Consider the following 16173-nt stretch of genomic DNA (forward strand, 5'->3'; position numbering starts at 1 on the left):
TAGTCCGCCGGGGATCGACCCGGACGGCCGCCACTATGATTGACCGGTGACTTTTGATGGCGTCAGGGGACGCTCGAGCGAGGGCTGGGTGACCCACACCCCGTCCATCGTGGACCGGATCGGTGCGAGCAACGGTCGAATCCCGTTCTCGGTGGAGTTCTCTCCGCCGCGTGACGCCGACGCCGAGGCGCGGCTGTGGCGCGCGGTCCGCGCGTTCGAGCGGCTCGGTCCGGCCTTCGTGTCCATGACGTACGGCGCGGGCGGGTCGACGCGGGACCGCACCGTCCGGGTCACCGGACAGCTCGCCGAGGACACCACGCTGCTTCCGGTCGCGCACCTGACGGCGGTCGGCCACAGCATCGACGAACTGCGTGCGATGTGCGGCGCCTATGCCGACCGCGGCATCAGCAACATCCTGGTGCTGCGCGGCGACCCGCCCGGTGACCCACTCGGCGAATGGGTCAAGCATCCCGACGGCGTGGAGTACGCCGAGGACCTGGTCCGGCTGGTGCGGGACATGGGCGACTTCCACGTCGGGGTGGCGTCGTTCCCGGAGGGGCACTACCGCGCGCCCGACCTCGAACACGACACGAAGTACCTGGTCTCGAAGCTGCGGGCGGGCGCCGAGTACTCGATCACCCAGATGTTCTTCGACGTCGAGGACTACCTGCGGCTGCGGGACCGGGTCGCGAAGTTCGACGCCGAGCAGGGCGCCAAGCCGATCATCCCGGAGATCATGCCGATCACCTCGCTGCGGTCGGCGCGCCGCAGCCTCGAACTGTCGGGATCGAAGCTGCCCCCCGTTCTCGAGGAACGGCTCACCCGCGCCGCCGGCGACGGTCCGGAGGAGAACCGCGCCGCGGTCCGTGAGATCGGCATCGAGGTTGCCACCGAGATGAGTGAGCGGTTGATTGCGGAGGGTGCCCCCTGCCTGCACTTCATCACGCTCAACTTCGCGCGCGCGACCAGCGAGGTGCTGACCAACCTCGGCATGGCCGCGACGGTGCACTAGGCGCTCCGCGCCCGTGAGTCCTTCTGGCCCGTGTGGGGGCCGGAAGGACTCACAGGTGGCGCAGCCGCCTGCCCTTCCAGGTGTGGCCGCCGCGGCGGTGGCGCAGGTGCGAGTCCGCGGTCAGCGCGGTCAGCGCCACCACCGACAGGGGGTGAGCGAGCGCGTCCACACCGTCGCGGGCGGTGAGCCTGCCGCCGGACTCGGTGCGCCGGGCCAGCAGTCGGGAGGTGACCGCGCACCCGTACCCGGCCAGCCCCCACCGGCGGACACGGCCCCGGCCGAACACCGCGGCCAACGGCGGCACGAGGTACGCCGCCAGCGCCGCGGCGAGCACCGCGCTCGCGCCTGCCGGTGACCCGAATGCGGTCCACAACCATCGGCCGTGACCGGCGCGCGCCTGCAGCGCCCCGTCGTACATCCGGCAGTGCGCCAGGTCGCCCGCAGCGACGACCACGGTCCGCCCGCCGGACCGTCGCAGTGCCCGAGCCAGGTCCAGGTCCTCGACCACGCTGCCGGCCACGGCCCGGTGACCGCCGACCGCCCGGTACCCGGCCGCGTCGAACACCAGGAACTGCCCGCAGGCAATCGCCATCGAGGGGCGGGCGCTGCGATTGGCGACCGGCACCGGGGCGGTGGCGAACCACGACCAGCACAGCAGCGGTTGCAGGACGCGCTCAGCCGCGCTGACCGCCACCTGGAAGGGCCACGGGCACAACAGGTCCGCGCCCGACCGTCGCAGTTCGACGACCGACGCGGCGAGCGCTTCCGGTGCCAGCCGCACGTCGGCGTCGAGGAACACCAGCACGCCGTCGCGGGCGGTGGACAGTTCGGCGAGCCGGGCGCAGGCGGCGGGCTTGCCCACCCAACCGGGTGGCGGATCCCCGTCGCGGCGGTGCACGGCGAAGCGGGCGTCGCCGTCGATCGCGTCGTGCACCGCCGCGCCGGTGCCGTCCGTGGAGTCGTCGTCGAGGATCAGCACGCGCAGGTCGGCGACGCCGCGTTGGGCGCGCAGGTCTGCGATCAACGCAGGCGCGGCGGCGGCCTCGTTGCGGGCGGGAATGCAGACGGTGACCGGTTCGGTCGTCGCCGCGGCCCGCCGGTCCAGGCGCGGAAGCGTGCGGGCGTTGAGCGCCGCGATCGCCACGCCGGACCCGGACAGGACCGCCCCGGACCGGACCAGCACCCGCAGCAGCCGACTCACACCTTCTGCTTGTCCTTGCCCGCTGCGTCGGGGTGCTCGAAGCGTGGCGAGCGGTTGCGGCCGAGGTAGGCCATGGCGCCGACGATCACGGCGACGCCGAGGGCCACCCCGGTCACGATGCCTGCCCAGCCGGCGAAACTGCGGGTGTTCGGATCGGCGTAGCGGACCTCCGCGCGCATGGCGGTGACCTCGCCGGGCGGCAGCTTCCACGTGACGATGGAATCGCCGTCGCGGGTGCCGTTGGTGGTCGCGACGCGCGCCGGGAACGCGACACTGAACTGGACGTCGCTGCCGTCGGGGACGGACTTGAGGTCGGCCTTGCCGTCGAGGACGACCACGTCGCCGGAGCGCTGGAAGTTCAACTGCACGGCACTGCCGACCTGCCCGGACATCGAGCCGAGTTGCTGCACCTCACCGAAGGTCAGGTTGCTGAAGAACGCCTGACTGCCGACATAGCCGTCCTGCTTGTACTCCTGCACCCGGATCTTGTTGGCCAGCGAGTTCGGCGCGGTCAGCTGCGGGCCCGTGTCCTTGTCGTTGGCGGGCACGGTGGCGGCCACGATCTGGCCGGACACCCGGTCGTCGGAGGACACCCCCATCGACACCTGGACCCGCAGACATCCGCTGAGCAGCGGGACGCAGATCAGCAGGAGCGCGGACAGGGCGAACAGGCGTGCGCGGGACCGTGGTCGGGCGCGAGTGAGGGGCGGCTGCACATCGACATGGTGCCAGCCCGCCCTCGCGGTGTCAGGCGGTAGGGTCCGCGGCGCGCCGGGAAGGGGTGTCGCGCGCGCGGGGCCCGGCCCGCCGCAGTAGCCGCCCGAGCAGCGGAACACCGACCACGCCCATCCCGACCAGCCCGTACACGGCCGACCACCGCAGCTGCGGTCCCAGGAACACCGCATGCGCCAGCGCGGAGCCGAGCCACGTCCACAGGAACAGTGCCAGCGGTACCGCGTCGTCCGCGACGGTCGGCTCACGAACGGCCAGTCGCGCGTCGACGGAGGCGAGGGCCGCGGCCATCGCGATCGCGACCAGCAGCCAGCCGACGTAGTTGGTCCACGGGATCTCGCCCAGTCCGGGCAGCCCGGTGTGCGGTGAGCACCATCGCCACTGGCCGTCGACGACCATCTGCGGGTCCAGGAACAGGTCCCAGCCGACGATCCCGACCGCGGTGAGCGCGATGCGCGGGCCGGGGCGGTCCCGGCCGACCAGGTGGGTGACCGCGCACCACACCGGGTAGCTGCCCGCGGTCCAGGCCAGCGGCACCACCAGCGGCACGCCGGCGACGGCGGGGCCGAGCCTGCCGACCGCGTAGTCGTAGCAGCCGAACGGGAATCCGGTTGCGGTGCCGACCAACTCGGATGCCAGACCGAGCCCCGCGGTGACGGCCAGCAGGGCGATCGTCCAGCGTGCGCCCCGAACGGTCCAGGCGTGCGCCAGCGCCGCGGCCGCGAGAGCCAGCACCACGACGACGGTCACGTCGTCCCGTGCGGTGCCCGCGACGAGCGGGTAGGCGATCTGCGCGGCGACGGCGAGGGCTGCCAGTGCGGCGGGAACCGCGCGGCCGGTCATCGGTGCAGTATGCGCCGCAGCCGCCCGAATCGTGCGTCGGACAACGCCACTGATGCCGCACTGCGCCCGCTCGCGCCGGAGACGCCGCCGCCGGGGTGGGTGGACGCGCCGGTCAGGTACAGCCCCGTGGCGCCGGGCACTCTGTGCCCGGACAGTTCGGGCAGTGGACGCCACATGAACATCTGGTCCAGCGACATCTCCACGTGCATGACGTTGCCGCCGATCAGGCCCATCTCCGACTCGATGTCGACGGGGGACTGGACCAGGCGATGGCGCACGGACGCGGTGAATCCCGGTGCGAGCCGCTCGATCTCGGCCACCACGCGATCGCCCTCCGCCTCGGCCAGGTCGGCCCAGCGTCGCCCGCCGCTGAGTGCGTAGGGGTGCCACTGGGACCACAGTGTCACCTGGTGCTCGCCGGGCGGACTCAGGCTCGGGTCGATTCCGCTGAAGCTCATCGCGAGTACCGCCGGAGTGGGCGGCAACTCGCCGGCGAGCGCCGAGCCGTGTGCGAGGCGCAGCTGGGCGCGGTCGGAGACCAGCAGCTGCAGACCCGAGGTGACAGTCTCGCCGTCTGGGGCGCTCGGATACTCGGGCAGGGCGTCGGTGGCCAGGCGCACGACCATCCCGATTCCGGGCCCGACCCGGATCCGGCGCCGCCAGTCGTCGATCTGGCCGCGGTCGTGGCCGCCGCGGTCGAGCAGGTCCAGGGTGGTCAGGATGTGACAGCCGGCGACGACCACCCGGGAGCGCACCTCGCGGCCGGACGCGGTGCGGGTGGTCCAGCCGCCGGAGTCGCGACGCAGTTCGACCGCCGCGTCGCCGAGCCGGACGGTCCCGCCGTCGGCGGCCAGTCGGGACGCCAGCGCCCGCGTCAGTGACCCGCTGCCGCCGACCGCACGACCCGGCGGCAGGGTGTGCATCAGTGCGGCGAACCCGACCATCGGTGCGGTGCCCGGCTCGGACATCGGCGGTCCGGACTGGGCGCCGAACCAGGCCAGCGCAGCCTTCAGGTGTTCGTCGTCGAAGTAGTTGTCCAACAAGGCATCCCCCGAGGACAGGAACTCGCGGGACAGTGCTGCCGCGCCGGCACCGGTGTCCAGGCCCCAGAACGAGCGGACCAGTCGGCCGCCGGTCGGCGGGCCGCCGAAGGACCGCATGACCGAGGCGGAGCGCGGCCCCCAGTCCGCCACGAAGCGACGGTAGGCGTGTGCGTCGGCCGCGCCGCAGGACTCGGCGACGGACCGGCAGGTCCGGTCGAGGTCGCGGTGGAAGACGATGCCGGGCCGTCCCGACCCGGCGGGTGCGGGGGCGAATGCCCAGGGGTCGCAGTCCAGGTAGCGCAGTCCGTGGTCGGCGAGTTCGAGGTCCTCGACGATGCCGGTGTGCCGGATCATGATGTGCGCCGAGGATCCCCGGTCGACCTGGTGGCCGGGGAAGCGTTCGACGGTCGAGACCGCGCCGCCGAGGACGGTGTCGCGTTCGAGCACCTCCACCGACCAGCCGGCCCGGGCCAGGTAGCACGCCGAGACCAGCGCATTGTGCCCGGAACCCACCACTACCGCGTCGATCATCAGGTCAGGCTAGCGCGGCGCTCCGACACCGCTATCGAGGCAGGCTGTGGTGGTCGAGCGGCAGGGGGCGGCCGAGCACGGCGAACGCCCGGCTGTCGCCGGTGAAGGTGAAATGGCGTACCACGTCGGTGAATCCGAGTCTGCGGTAGAGCCGCCACGCGCGGTTGTCCTCCTCGGGCACCTCCGGCGTCGACAGCAGCACGCCTCGCTCGGGCCGGCCGGCGAGCAGTGCGAGCAGCATCGCCTCGCCGGTGCCGTGGCCCTGGGCGCCGGGGGAGACGTGCAGTTCGGTGAGCTCGAAGTAGTCGCCGAGAACCTCGTGGATCTGCTGGTCGTCGGCGCCGGAGCGGCTCATGCCGTCGCGCACCTGCTGATGCCACCACTGATGGGCGGCGCCGCGGTAGCCGTAGGCGATGCCGACCATCCGTTCGTGCTGACCGGGTGCGGCAGGGGACAGGGCCGCGACGGCGCGCCAGCCGGGCCGCGAGGTGTGCTCGGTCCACATCGGTGCGCGGTGGAACTCGGTGCCCCTCGGATAGCCCATCGCCTCGACATAGATGGCGAGAGCCTCGTCGAGGCGGCGGCGCAGTTCGTGGGCGGACAGTTCGACCAGTCGTGGCGCGGCGTTGGTGTCGACCGGACTCACCCTCTCTCTTGACGACGTGTCGGTGGGTGCAGCTATATTGAATACATCGAACGAATGTTCGATGTCGGCAATCCGGCGAAGCGCGAGGGAAGCGGGCTTCTCCGGATTGCCGAGCCTAAGGCCAACCCTGTGCATGCGGGAGGTGTGCGGAAGATGGCACTACGAGTGAACTTGCTCGATCGGGCGGACTCGCTGCTGGCTGAGGCGGCGGGCGCGCGTGATCCCTCCGATCGGTTCCGGGCCGCCTACCTGGCGGCGCTGCGGGGCGCGGGTGCGGCGCTCGCCGGTCGTCGTTCGAGATCGGGCTCGCGCAGTGCCTGGGTCCAGTTGGCGAAGGTGGAACCGACGTTCGCGGCGTGGGCCGAGTTCTTCGCGGGCCATTCCGCGACGAGGGCGGCGATCGAGGCCGGTATCTCCCGCACCGTCACCGCGGCCGAGGCGGATCGTTTCCATCGTGAGGTGTCCCGTTTCCTCACCGCGGTCGAGGATCATCTGGGGGGTGAGAACCGTCTCGACATGGCGCCCGTGGTGATCGTGGGGAGGTCTGCCTAGCAGCGGGATTGCGGCCGGTCGAGAAATTGGTTCTCAACTCGTTGTTGGACTAGGTGGTACGCCGTCCCGCGTACTCGTATCATTGACGACAGGTAGCCGCGATCGTCGGCAACCGGTCGTTTCGACCCAACGAAACGGCCGCCACCATTTCAGTGCCGGGGGAGGTACCGTGCCACTCTCCGAGCACGAGCAGCGGATGCTCGATCAGATCGAGAGCGCTCTCTACGCCGAAGACCCCAAGTTCGCCTCCTCTGTGAGGGGAGGCCGAATGCGAGCCGCCTCGAGCAAGCGACGGCTGCAGGCGGGGGCCCTCTTCGTTCTCGGGCTCGTCCTACTTGTCGCGGGCATTCCGCTTGCGGCGAAGGCGGACGCGCTCCTGATCGTCAGCCTGCTCGGCTTCCTTGTGATGTTTGGAGCCGGGGTCCTGTTCCTCATGGGAGGAACCAAGAAGGGCCACGCGGCAGTGCGAGACGAGAAGTCCGGTCCCGCATCGGGTTCGGGCGCAGGCAAGCCCTCGGGCGGCCGCAAGGCCGGCGGTGGGTTCTCGTCGCGCATGGAAGATCGGTTCAAGAGAAGGTTCGAGCAGGAATAGGTCGCTTCGGCCCCGTCCGTCGGGGCGGGTCGTGGTAGCTACGGTTCGATCGGCGCGGCACCGACAGGTGCCGCGCCATTTCTTTGTTTCGGGCACAGTGCATCCAGTGCATCCAGTGCATCCAGTGCATCCAGTGCTCCCGCGCACCTCCTCGCTCGCGAGAATCCCTCCGCTCCCCACATTCCCCCCTCGATGCCCCGCGGTCGCGTGTCCGGGTCGCCGAGCCTCCGGTTGACCTGGGAGTTTTGCGGCCAACCTGGCCGGTCGACGGTCGAGCACGGCCGCCGTGGCCGAAGCCACACAACTTTTCCCCCACTGCGCGCCACCGCTGTGAACTGCGGATTCACCTGCGACAGGCCGAACTTGGCGGCCTGTTGGCCTTGAAAGTGGGGCAAAGTGGGGTAACGTGGTGCGCAGCGGGGAGCAAGGTGACCGCTGAGGGCATAGGGCGTTCGAAGTTCGACTCATCGAAGTTCGGGATACGCAGTGGGAGGTGTCGAGTGTTTCTCGGTACCTACACGCCGAAGCTCGACGACAAGGGGCGACTGACGTTGCCTGCGAAGTTTCGCGATGCACTGGCGGGAGGGTTGATGGTCACGAAAGGGCAGGACCACAGCCTCGCGGTGTATCCCCGAGAAGAGTTCGCCGCACTCGCGCGACGAGCCGCAGCCGCATCGCGGAGCAACCCGGAAGCCCGGGCCTTCGTTCGCGGACTCGCGGCCGGCGCCGACGAGCAGCATCCCGACGCCCAGGGACGGATCACCCTCTCCGCGGACCATCGGCGCTACGCCGGGTTGTCCAAGGAGTGCGTGGTGATCGGATCGGTCGACTTCCTCGAGATCTGGGACGCGGGGGCGTGGCAGACCTACTCGGAGGAGAACGAAGAGAGCTACTCCCAAGCAAGATCCGAGCCACTGAGCGAGATCCTCTAGCGCACCCACCGCTTCGGCGAGTGCCGCGAGGCCTCTGCCCGACGCCGGCCCTGACGCACTTCCCCAGCGCCAGGTCCGGCCCATCGGACAGGGACCTCGAGGCATTCGCCCCCACTTCCCCTCCCAGGACCGTCAGCACCCGCAGCCAGGACCGAAACCCGGAGGTAGCAATCGTGGACGACGAGGTCAACCCGTCCCCCTCCTCCGGCGAGTTCGGCCACATCCCGGTCCTGCTCGGCCGGGCCGACGAACTTCTCGGCCCCGCCCTCACCCGTGAGTCGCCGGACGCGGACGGCGCGGTGATGATCGACGCGACGCTCGGTCTCGGCGGCCACTCCGAACACTTTCTCCGGACCTACCCGGGCCTGCAGCTCATCGGACTCGACCGGGACCCGGCGGCACTCGAGATCGCCGGCGCCCGGCTCGCCCCGTTCGGGGACCGGGTCACGTTGGTGCACACCAGGTATGACGGCATTGTCGACGCGCTCGAACTGGCGGGACTCGACCAGGTCGAGTCGGTGCACGGAATCCTGTTCGACCTCGGCGTCTCCTCGATGCAGTTGGACGAGGCCGACCGTGGGTTCGCGTACTCGGTGGACGCCCCACTCGACATGCGGATGGACCCGACCAAGGGTCTGACTGCGGCGGACATCCTCAACACATACAGCCACGGCGAACTCGCCCGCGTGCTGAGCACCTACGGCGAGGAGCGCTTCGCGGGGCGAATCGCCTCGGAGGTACTGCGGCGCAGGCAGATCGAACCGTTCACCACGAGCGCCCAGCTGGTCGAGGTGCTCTACGCGGCGATTCCGGCGGCCACCCGCCGTACCGGCGGTCACCCTGCCAAGCGCACCTTCCAGGCGCTGCGGGTGGAGGTCAACGGTGAACTCGACTCGCTGCGCGCCGCGATCCCGGCGGCCCTGGACGCTCTCGCGGTCGGGGGGCGGGTGGTGTTCATGTCGTACCAGTCGCTCGAGGACCGCCTGGTCAAGCAGGAGTTGACCCCGCGCACCAAATCCCGTAGCCCGGAAGGGCTTCCGGTGGAGTTGCCCGGAATGGGACCGGAGTTCGAACTGCTCACCCGCGGCGCGGAACGGGCGAGCGAGCAGGAGATCGAGGACAACCCGCGGTCGGCACCGGTCCGACTGCGGAGCGCTGAACGGATTTCGAGGAGGGTGACGGCATGACAGTTCCCGTGCGTGATCGCAGCAGTGCCACGACCGTTCGGCCGAAGGTGCACGGCCGCGCGCCCGCGACCATCCCGTCCCGTTCGAATGCTCCCGCCAAGTCCACGAAGAAGACTGCCGCACAGCGCGCCTACGCCAAGCGCAGCCAGCGCGCCTCCACCGGGACAGCTGCCGAGGTGGTCAAGCGTGGCTCGTTCAAGGCGCGAATCCCGTTCGTCGCCAGCATCATCGGGCTGCTGTCGGTCGGACTGGCCGTCACCCTGCTGCTGACCACGCGTGCCGCGGAGGACTCGTACAAGTTGAGCGCGGCGAAGGCGCACAACCAGAGCCTGATCGAGCAGCGCGCCGCGCTCGAGCGCGACTACCAGGTCGCGACCTCGGCACCGGAACTCGCGCGCAAGGCGGCCGACCTCGGCATGATCCCGGCCAAGGACGTCGCGCGACTGGTCGTCGACGACCACGGCGGCGTCCAGGTCGTCGGCAAGCCGACCCCGGCGCAGGGTGCCCCGGTGCCGCCGCTGAACAAGCAGCCCGGCAACACCGCGGCGAACACCGGTCTCCAGGTGGCCAACCCGGCCGCAGCTGCGCAGACGCCCCGGGGTGCCGCCCCGACGGCGGTCGCGACGCGGCCCGGCACGCCGCTGGCAGCCAATCAGCCGCAACTGCTCCCGCAGGGTGAACAATTGGTTCCCATGAACCAGGCCCGCACGACGTCAGGACAGGCAGGTAGCGCGGGCGGTCAGCGGTGACGCGAGGTCCCTCCGCTGCTCCACCCCGTATCCGCCAGGCCCCGCGCGGTGCCGCCCGGCCCGACGACACCTCGTCGTTCCGGTTCCGGTACCGAACGGGTCGTATCGTCATGTTCGTCGCGCTCGGCATCGCGGTGCTCCAGCTGTTGTGGATCATGGGCGTCCAGGCGCCGTCGCTGTCCGCGGAAGCCGCCAATCAGCGTTCCACCACGATGATCGACCCCGCGACGCGCGGGTCGATCACCGACCGTCGTGGCAACCCGATCGCGTTCACCATGGAGGCGAAGGCGCTGACCTTCCAGCCGCCGAAGGTGCGTAAGGAGATCGAGGAGGCGGCGAAGAAGGCCGGCAAGGATCCGAAGGTCGACGAGCGACTCGCCGCCATCGCCAAGGGCATTCACGACAAGCTCGGCGACAGCGCGCCGGAGAAGGACGTGCTCGCCAAGCTGAAGAGCAAGGAGACGTTCGAGTACCTGGCGCGCAGCGTCGACCCGAACGTGGCGGCGAAGATCGTCGACGACTTCCCCGAGGTGGGCCTCGAGCGGCAGGACATCCGTGAGTACCCCGGCGGCGCGCTGGCCGCGAACCTGGTCGGCGCGACCGGCTGGAACGGTCACGGACTGCTCGGTCTCGAGGACTCGATGGACTCGACTCTGGCAGGTACCGACGGTTCGCAGACCTACGACCGCGGTTCCGACGGCGCAGTCATCCCGGGCAGTTGGCGCGACAAGCAACCGGCCGTCAACGGGTCCGGTGTGGAGCTGACCATCGACTCCGACCTGCAGTACTACGTGCAGCAGCAGGTGCAGCAGGCCAAGGACCTGTCCGGTGCGAAGAACGCCTCCGCAGTGGTCCTCGACTCGCACACCGGCGAGGTGCTCGCGATGTCCAACGACAACACCTTCAACCCGGCGATCGGCGTGGGCAACAACGGCAAGGCCGAGATGGGGAACCTGTCGGTCAGCACCCCGTTCGAGCCGGGATCGGTGAACAAGATCGTCACCGCTTCCGCCGCGATCGAGTACGGGTTGACCAAACCCGATGAGGTGCTGCAGGTTCCGGGGTCGATCCAGATGGCGGGCGTCAGTGTTCGGGATGCCTGGGCCCACGGAGTGGCCCCGTACACCACCACCGGTGTGTTCGGGAAGTCGTCCAACGTCGGCACCCTGATGCTCGCTCAGCGGGTCGGGGAGGACCGGTACGCGGACATGCTCTCGCGCTTCGGGTTGGGCCAGCGTTCGGATGTCGGACTACCCGGAGAGAGTGCGGGCGACGTGCCCAGCCGCGACCAGTGGTCCGGCGGTACCTTCGCGAACCTGCCTATCGGACAGGGTCTCTCGATGACGTTGCTGCAGATGACCGGCATGTACCAGGCGATCGCCAACGACGGTGTCCGGATTCCGCCGCGGATCGTGCGGGCCACCGTCGACGCCGACGGCAACCGCACCGAGGCGGACCGTCCCGACGGTGTCCAGGTGGTCAGCGCGCAGACCGCCGCTACCGTCCGGGACATGTTCCGGGCCGTGATCCAGCGCGACCCGATGGGCTACCAGCAGGGCACCGGCGTCTCCGCGGGCGTCGAGGGTTACCAGGTCAGCGGTAAGACCGGGACCGCGCAGCAGGTGGACCCCGCCTGCAAGTGCTACTCGAACTCGAACTACTGGATCACCTTCGCCGGCATCGCGCCCGCCGACAACCCCCGGTTCGTGATCGGCATCATGCTCGACGCGCCACAACGCAGCGCCGACGGCACCGGCGGCATGTCCGCGGCCCCGCTGTTCCACAGCATTGCGTCCTGGATGCTGCAGCGGGACAAGGTGCCGCTGTCCGCGGATCCCGGCCGCCGCCTGGTGTTGCAGGCGGACTGATCCACGCCGAGTCTCCGCCTGGGACCGTCCGCCGGTAACCTGACACGTCGGCTTGCGACCGTGGCGTGCACCGCCATCGAACGTCAATTCTCGAGAGGAGTCACCTGCCCGTGCATGGGATCACCGCTCCGCAGCACTCGAACGGGCCGGGTGGCCTGCGACCAGCGCATCCGCCGACCACCGAGGTCGCGGCGCTGGCCGAGCTGATCGGCGCCGACCTCCGCTGGATCGGGGACCCGTCCGAGCGCCCGACCGTGACCGGGGTGGAACTGCGCGCCCAGGGCATCGAACCGGGTGACCTGTTCGCGGCACTGCCGGGAGCGCGGGCACACGGCGCCGAGTTCGCGGGCACCGCGCTCGAGCGCGGCGCTACCGCGGTGCTCACCGACGAGGCGGGCCTCGCGGTGATCGAGGCAGCCCACGCCGGCCCGGTGCCGGTCCTGGTGCACCCGAACCCGCGGGCCGTGCTCGGCGCCGCGTCCGCGACGATCTACGGCAACCCCTCCGAGCGACTGCAGGTCGTCGGGATCACCGGCACCTCCGGCAAGACCACCACCTCGTACCTCGTGGAGGCGGGCCTGACCGCCGCGGGTCGCCGCGCCGGACTGGTCGGAACCATCGAGACACGCATCGACGGTCGCCGGGTGCCCAGCGCGTTGACCACGCCCGAGGCGCCGCAACTGCACGCGCTGTTCGCGGCGATGCTCGAACGAGGCATCGACACCGTGGTGATGGAGGTCTCCAGTCACGCGCTCGCGCTCGGCCGCGTCGACGGCACCCACTTCGCGATCGGCGCCTTCACCAATCTCTCCCAGGACCACCTGGACTTCCACGCCGACCTCGACGACTACTTCGGCGCCAAGGCCCGGCTGTTCGCGCCGGACTCGACCGTCCACGCGGACCGCGCGGTGGTCTGTGTGGACGACGAGTGGGGCGCGCGGATGGCAGCCCTCGCCGAGCGCGCGACCACGGTGTCGACCACCGGGCCCGCCGACTGGACGGTCGCCGAGATCGACGCCACCGACGACGGTTCGCAGCAGTTCGTCGCGACCGGTCCGGACGGGGCCGTCCGCCGCGTCGGACTGCGACTGCCGGGCCGCTACAACGTGGCCAACGCGCTGCTCGCCCTTGCCACGTTGCAGGCCTGCGGGGTGGACCTCGAGCGCGCCGTCGACGGCATCGGGTCGGTCGACGTGCCGGGCCGGGTACAGCGCGTCGAGCGCGGGCAGGACTTCCTCGCGGTGGTCGACTACGCGCACAAGCCGGCGGCCCTCGAGGCGGTGATCGCAACCCTGCGCGGACAGACCCGGGGCAGGATCGCCGTGGTTGTCGGAGCCGGCGGAGACCGCGACCACGGCAAGCGGCCGATGATGGGCGAGGCGAGCGCGCGCGGCGCCGACCTCGTCGTGGTCACCGACGACAATCCGCGCACCGAGGACCCGGCGACCATCCGGGCCGCGGTGCGCGAAGGCGCGCTCGGCGTGCCCGCGGACCAGCGGGCCGAGGTCCGCGAGTTCGCGGACCGCGCGGCGGCCATCGCCGACGCGGTGCGGTGGGCAGCGGCCGGGGACGTCGTCCTCGTCGCAGGCAAGGGACACGAGATCGGGCAGGAGATCAACGGGGTGAAGTACCCATTCGACGACCGTGAGGTCCTCGCGGAGGCCATCGACGAGCGGCTGGGGGGAACGACACAGTGATCCCGATGAGCCTCGCCCGGATCGCCGAGATCGTCGGCGGCACCCTGCACGACGTGCCGGACCCGGACGCCGTCGTCAGCGGGACCGTCGAGTTCGACTCCCGCAAGATCGGTCCCGGGGGACTGTTCCTCGCGCTCCCCGGTGCGCGCGTCGACGGGCACGAGCATGCCGCGGCGGCCGTCGCGGCGGGTGCGGTCGCGGTGCTTGCCGCCCGACCGGTGGGCGTGCCCGCGATCGTGGTGACCCCACTGCCGCCCGCCGAGACGAACGCGATGGCCCTCGAACACGACACCGACGGTTCCGGCGCCGCGGTGTTGGCGGCGCTGGCGAAGTTGGCGCGCGCGAGCACCGACGAGCTCGCGAACGCGGACGCGGACGGGCGGGGACTGACTGTCGTCGGCGTGACCGGTTCGTCGGGGAAGACCTCGACCAAGGACCTGCTCGCCGCGGTGCTGAGTCCGCTCGGGTCGGTCGTCGCGCCGCCGGGCTCCTTCAACAACGAACTCGGCCATCCCTGGACCGCGCTGCGCGCCGACGCCGGCACCGACTACCTGGTGCTCGAGCTGTCGGCCCGCGGCGTCGGGCACATCGCCGCGCTCGCCGAGACGGTGCTACCGCGGATCGGCGTGATCCTCAACGTCGGCACCGCGCACCTCGGCGAATTCGGCTCCCGGGAGGCGATCGCCCTGGCGAAGGGCGAACTGGCCGAAGCACTTCCGCCCGCGGACCGGGGCGGTGTCGCCGTCCTCAACGCCGACGACCCGCTGGTCGCGGCGATGGCGTCGCGTACCCGGGCGCGGGTCGTGCTGGTCGGGCAGTCGGGCACCGCCGACGTCCGCGCCGTGAACGTCGCGCTCGACGAGGAGGCCCGCGCCGCCTTCACCCTGGTCACCGCCGACGGGTCGGTGGACGTCCGGCTCGGCGTGCACGGCGAACACCAGGTCGGCAACGCGCTCGCGGCCGCCGCGGTCGCGCTCGAGTGCGGCGCGAGCCTCGAGCAGGTCGCGACCGCGCTGACGCAGGCGCGTGCGGTCTCCGCCAAGCGGATGGACGTGCGCACCCGCGCGGACGGCGTCACGGTGATCAACGACTCGTACAACGCGAACCCCGACTCGATGCGGGCCGCGCTCAAAGCCCTGGTCACCATGAGCCGTTCCGGTGCGGGCGCGCCGCGCCGGACGTGGGCGGTACTCGGGGAAATGGCCGAGCTCGGGCCAGAATCTGTGATCGAGCACGATGGCATCGGACGGCTCGTGGTGCGCCTCGACGTGACCCGGCTGATCGTGGTCGGTACCGATCGGCCGCTGCGCGGCATGCATCAGGGCGCCGTCATGGAAGGCTCGTGGGGCGAGGAGTCGATGCTCGTGCCCGATGCCGAGGCGGCCCTCGCGGTGCTGCGGGCCGAGGTGAGCGGTGACGACATCGTGCTCGTGAAGGCCTCGCAGTCGGTGGGGTTGTGGACCGTGGCGGATGCGCTGCTGGCGGAAGACCTGGAGGGTGACCGGTGAGACAGATCCTCTTCGCGGGAGGCATCGCGCTGGCGGTGTCCATCCTGCTGACCCCCGTCCTGATCAAGCTGTTCTCGCGTCAGGGTTTCGGCCAGGAGATCCGTGTCGAGGGTCCGGCCAGCCACCAGGCCAAGCGCGGCACCCCGACGATGGGTGGCGTCGCGATCATCGCGGGCATCTGGGCCGGCTACTGGGGTTCGCACCTGGTCGGCATCGGGTACGACGCCGACGGTCCGCGCGCCTCGACGCTGCTGGTGCTCGGTCTGACCACCGTCCTCGGCGGTGTCGGCTTCCTCGACGACTTCATCAAGATCCGCAAGCAGCGCAACCTCGGGCTGAACAAGACCGCGAAGCTGGTCGGTCAGCTCGTGGCGGCGGTGCTGTTCGGCATCCTCGCCCTGCAGTTCCGCGGCGCCACCGGCCTGACCCCGGGCAGCACGCACCTGTCCTACGTGCGGGACATCACGACCGTCACGATGGGCTCGGTCGTGTTCATCCTGTTCGTGTACCTGCTGGTGAGCGCGTGGTCGAACGCGGTGAACCTGACCGACGGTCTCGACGGGCTCGCTGCCGGGTCGATGACGCTGGTGCTCGGCGCCTACACCGTCATCACCTTCTGGCAGTACCGCAACGCGTGCGAGACGAACCCCGGCAAGGGTTGCTACGACGTGCGCGACCCGCTCGACCTGGCACTGATCTGTGCTGCCGCGGCCGGCGCGTGCATCGGCTTCCTGTGGTGGAACGCGGCGCCCGCGAAGATCTTCATGGGCGACACCGGTTCCCTCGCGCTCGGCGGCCTGCTCGCCGGCCTGTCCATCACAACCCGCACCGAACTGCTGATGGTCGTCGTCGGCGCGCTGTTCGTCGCGGAGGCCGCGTCGGTGGTCGTGCAGGTCGCGGTGTTCCGCTCCAGCCGCAGGCGGGTGTTCCGGATGGCACCGTTCCACCACCACTTCGAACTCGGTGGCTGGGCGGAAACCACGGTGATCATCAGATTCTGGCTACTCGCGGCCATCGCCTCCGCGGTCGGCCTCGCGCTGTTCTACAGCGAGTACCTCGCCGTCGTCGGGGACTGACGCA

The 16173-nt window shown here is 70.7% G+C and carries 15 protein-coding genes; 10 read left to right on the forward strand and 5 right to left on the reverse strand.

Annotated elements, in window-relative coordinates:
- Positions 1-88 precede the first annotated feature (88 nt).
- Positions 89-1012, forward strand: a complete 924-nt coding sequence (locus FK531_RS08890; protein ID WP_142098245.1) for a methylenetetrahydrofolate reductase — start codon at positions 89-91, stop codon at positions 1010-1012.
- A 49-nt stretch (positions 1013-1061) separates the two neighbouring features.
- On the opposite strand, the gene FK531_RS08895 is transcribed toward FK531_RS08890, so the two are convergent.
- Genes FK531_RS08895 through FK531_RS08915 form a run of 5 tightly spaced genes read right to left on the reverse strand, consistent with a single transcriptional unit; the run spans position 1062 to position 6008 of the window.
- The gene (locus FK531_RS08895; protein ID WP_246098020.1) at positions 1062-2213 is read right to left on the reverse strand and encodes a glycosyltransferase family 2 protein; all 1152 of its coding nucleotides are present in this window, start codon (positions 2211-2213) and stop codon (positions 1062-1064) included.
- Positions 2210-2929, reverse strand: a complete 720-nt coding sequence (locus tag FK531_RS08900) for an LppM family (lipo)protein (protein ID WP_142097825.1) — start codon at positions 2927-2929, stop codon at positions 2210-2212. The genes FK531_RS08895 and FK531_RS08900 overlap by 4 nt, the downstream gene beginning before the upstream one ends.
- A 31-nt stretch (positions 2930-2960) precedes the next feature.
- The gene (locus tag FK531_RS08905; protein WP_142097827.1) at positions 2961-3788 is read right to left on the reverse strand and encodes a carotenoid biosynthesis protein; all 828 of its coding nucleotides are present in this window, start codon (positions 3786-3788) and stop codon (positions 2961-2963) included.
- Positions 3785-5362 carry a phytoene desaturase family protein gene (locus FK531_RS08910; RefSeq protein WP_142097853.1) on the reverse strand — a complete coding sequence of 526 codons (1578 nt, stop codon included), beginning with the start codon at positions 5360-5362 and terminating at the stop codon, positions 3785-3787. The genes FK531_RS08905 and FK531_RS08910 overlap by 4 nt, the downstream gene beginning before the upstream one ends.
- A 31-nt stretch (positions 5363-5393) precedes the next feature.
- Positions 5394-6008, reverse strand: a complete 615-nt coding sequence (locus tag FK531_RS08915) for a GNAT family N-acetyltransferase (RefSeq protein WP_246098022.1) — start codon at positions 6006-6008, stop codon at positions 5394-5396.
- Between the two features lie 153 nt (positions 6009-6161).
- Here FK531_RS08915 and FK531_RS08920 point away from each other — a divergent pair, with 153 nt between their 5' ends.
- The 9 genes from FK531_RS08920 (at position 6162) to mraY (ending at position 16169) form a co-directional block, all read left to right on the forward strand.
- Entirely contained in the window at positions 6162-6560 is a 399-nt protein-coding gene (locus FK531_RS08920) for an SAV_6107 family HEPN domain-containing protein (RefSeq protein WP_142097862.1), read from the forward strand.
- A 169-nt stretch (positions 6561-6729) separates the two neighbouring features.
- Positions 6730-7152, forward strand: a complete 423-nt coding sequence (locus FK531_RS08925; RefSeq protein ID WP_142097865.1) for an SCO2097 family morphological protein — start codon at positions 6730-6732, stop codon at positions 7150-7152.
- A 500-nt stretch (positions 7153-7652) separates the two neighbouring features.
- Positions 7653-8084, forward strand: a complete 432-nt coding sequence (mraZ, locus tag FK531_RS08930) for a division/cell wall cluster transcriptional repressor MraZ (protein ID WP_142097867.1) — start codon at positions 7653-7655, stop codon at positions 8082-8084.
- Positions 8085-8254: 170 nt separating this feature from the next.
- Complete coding sequence (rsmH, locus tag FK531_RS08935) at positions 8255-9271, forward strand: 16S rRNA (cytosine(1402)-N(4))-methyltransferase RsmH (protein WP_142098251.1); 1017 nt, start codon at positions 8255-8257, stop codon at positions 9269-9271.
- Positions 9268-10020 (forward strand): cell division protein FtsL, encoded by a 753-nt coding sequence (gene ftsL, locus FK531_RS08940; protein ID WP_246098024.1) that lies wholly within the window; start codon positions 9268-9270, stop codon positions 10018-10020. Before rsmH ends, ftsL begins: the two co-directional genes overlap by 4 nt.
- Positions 10021-10049: 29 nt before the next feature.
- A complete protein-coding gene (locus FK531_RS08945; RefSeq protein ID WP_246098063.1) occupies positions 10050-11888 on the forward strand; it encodes a peptidoglycan D,D-transpeptidase FtsI family protein in 1839 nt (612 codons plus the stop codon).
- A gap of 110 nt (positions 11889-11998) precedes the next feature.
- Entirely contained in the window at positions 11999-13585 is a 1587-nt protein-coding gene (locus FK531_RS08950) for a UDP-N-acetylmuramoyl-L-alanyl-D-glutamate--2,6-diaminopimelate ligase (protein WP_142097872.1), read from the forward strand.
- Positions 13582-15093, forward strand: a complete 1512-nt coding sequence (locus FK531_RS08955; RefSeq protein ID WP_142097875.1) for a UDP-N-acetylmuramoyl-tripeptide--D-alanyl-D-alanine ligase — start codon at positions 13582-13584, stop codon at positions 15091-15093. The genes FK531_RS08950 and FK531_RS08955 overlap by 4 nt, the downstream gene beginning before the upstream one ends.
- Positions 15090-16169 (forward strand): phospho-N-acetylmuramoyl-pentapeptide-transferase, encoded by a 1080-nt coding sequence (mraY, locus tag FK531_RS08960; RefSeq protein ID WP_142097877.1) that lies wholly within the window; start codon positions 15090-15092, stop codon positions 16167-16169. Before FK531_RS08955 ends, mraY begins: the two co-directional genes overlap by 4 nt.
- Positions 16170-16173: the final 4 nt, after the last annotated feature.

It is taken from the genome of Rhodococcus spelaei, assembly GCF_006704125.1.
GTDB lineage: Bacteria > Actinomycetota > Actinomycetes > Mycobacteriales > Mycobacteriaceae > Rhodococcus_G > Rhodococcus_G spelaei.

Excerpts from the sequence above, each read along its gene's own strand:
- FK531_RS08905 (WP_142097827.1), bottom strand. The coding sequence starts at position 3,788 with ATGACCGGCCGCGCGGTTCCCGCCGCACTGGCAGCCCTCGCCGTCGCC.
- FK531_RS08910 (WP_142097853.1), bottom strand. The coding sequence starts at position 5,362 with ATGATCGACGCGGTAGTGGTGGGTTCCGGGCACAATGCGCTGGTCTCG.
- FK531_RS08920 (WP_142097862.1), top strand. The coding sequence starts at position 6,162 with ATGGCACTACGAGTGAACTTGCTCGATCGGGCGGACTCGCTGCTGGCT.
- ftsL (WP_246098024.1), top strand. The coding sequence starts at position 9,268 with ATGACAGTTCCCGTGCGTGATCGCAGCAGTGCCACGACCGTTCGGCCG.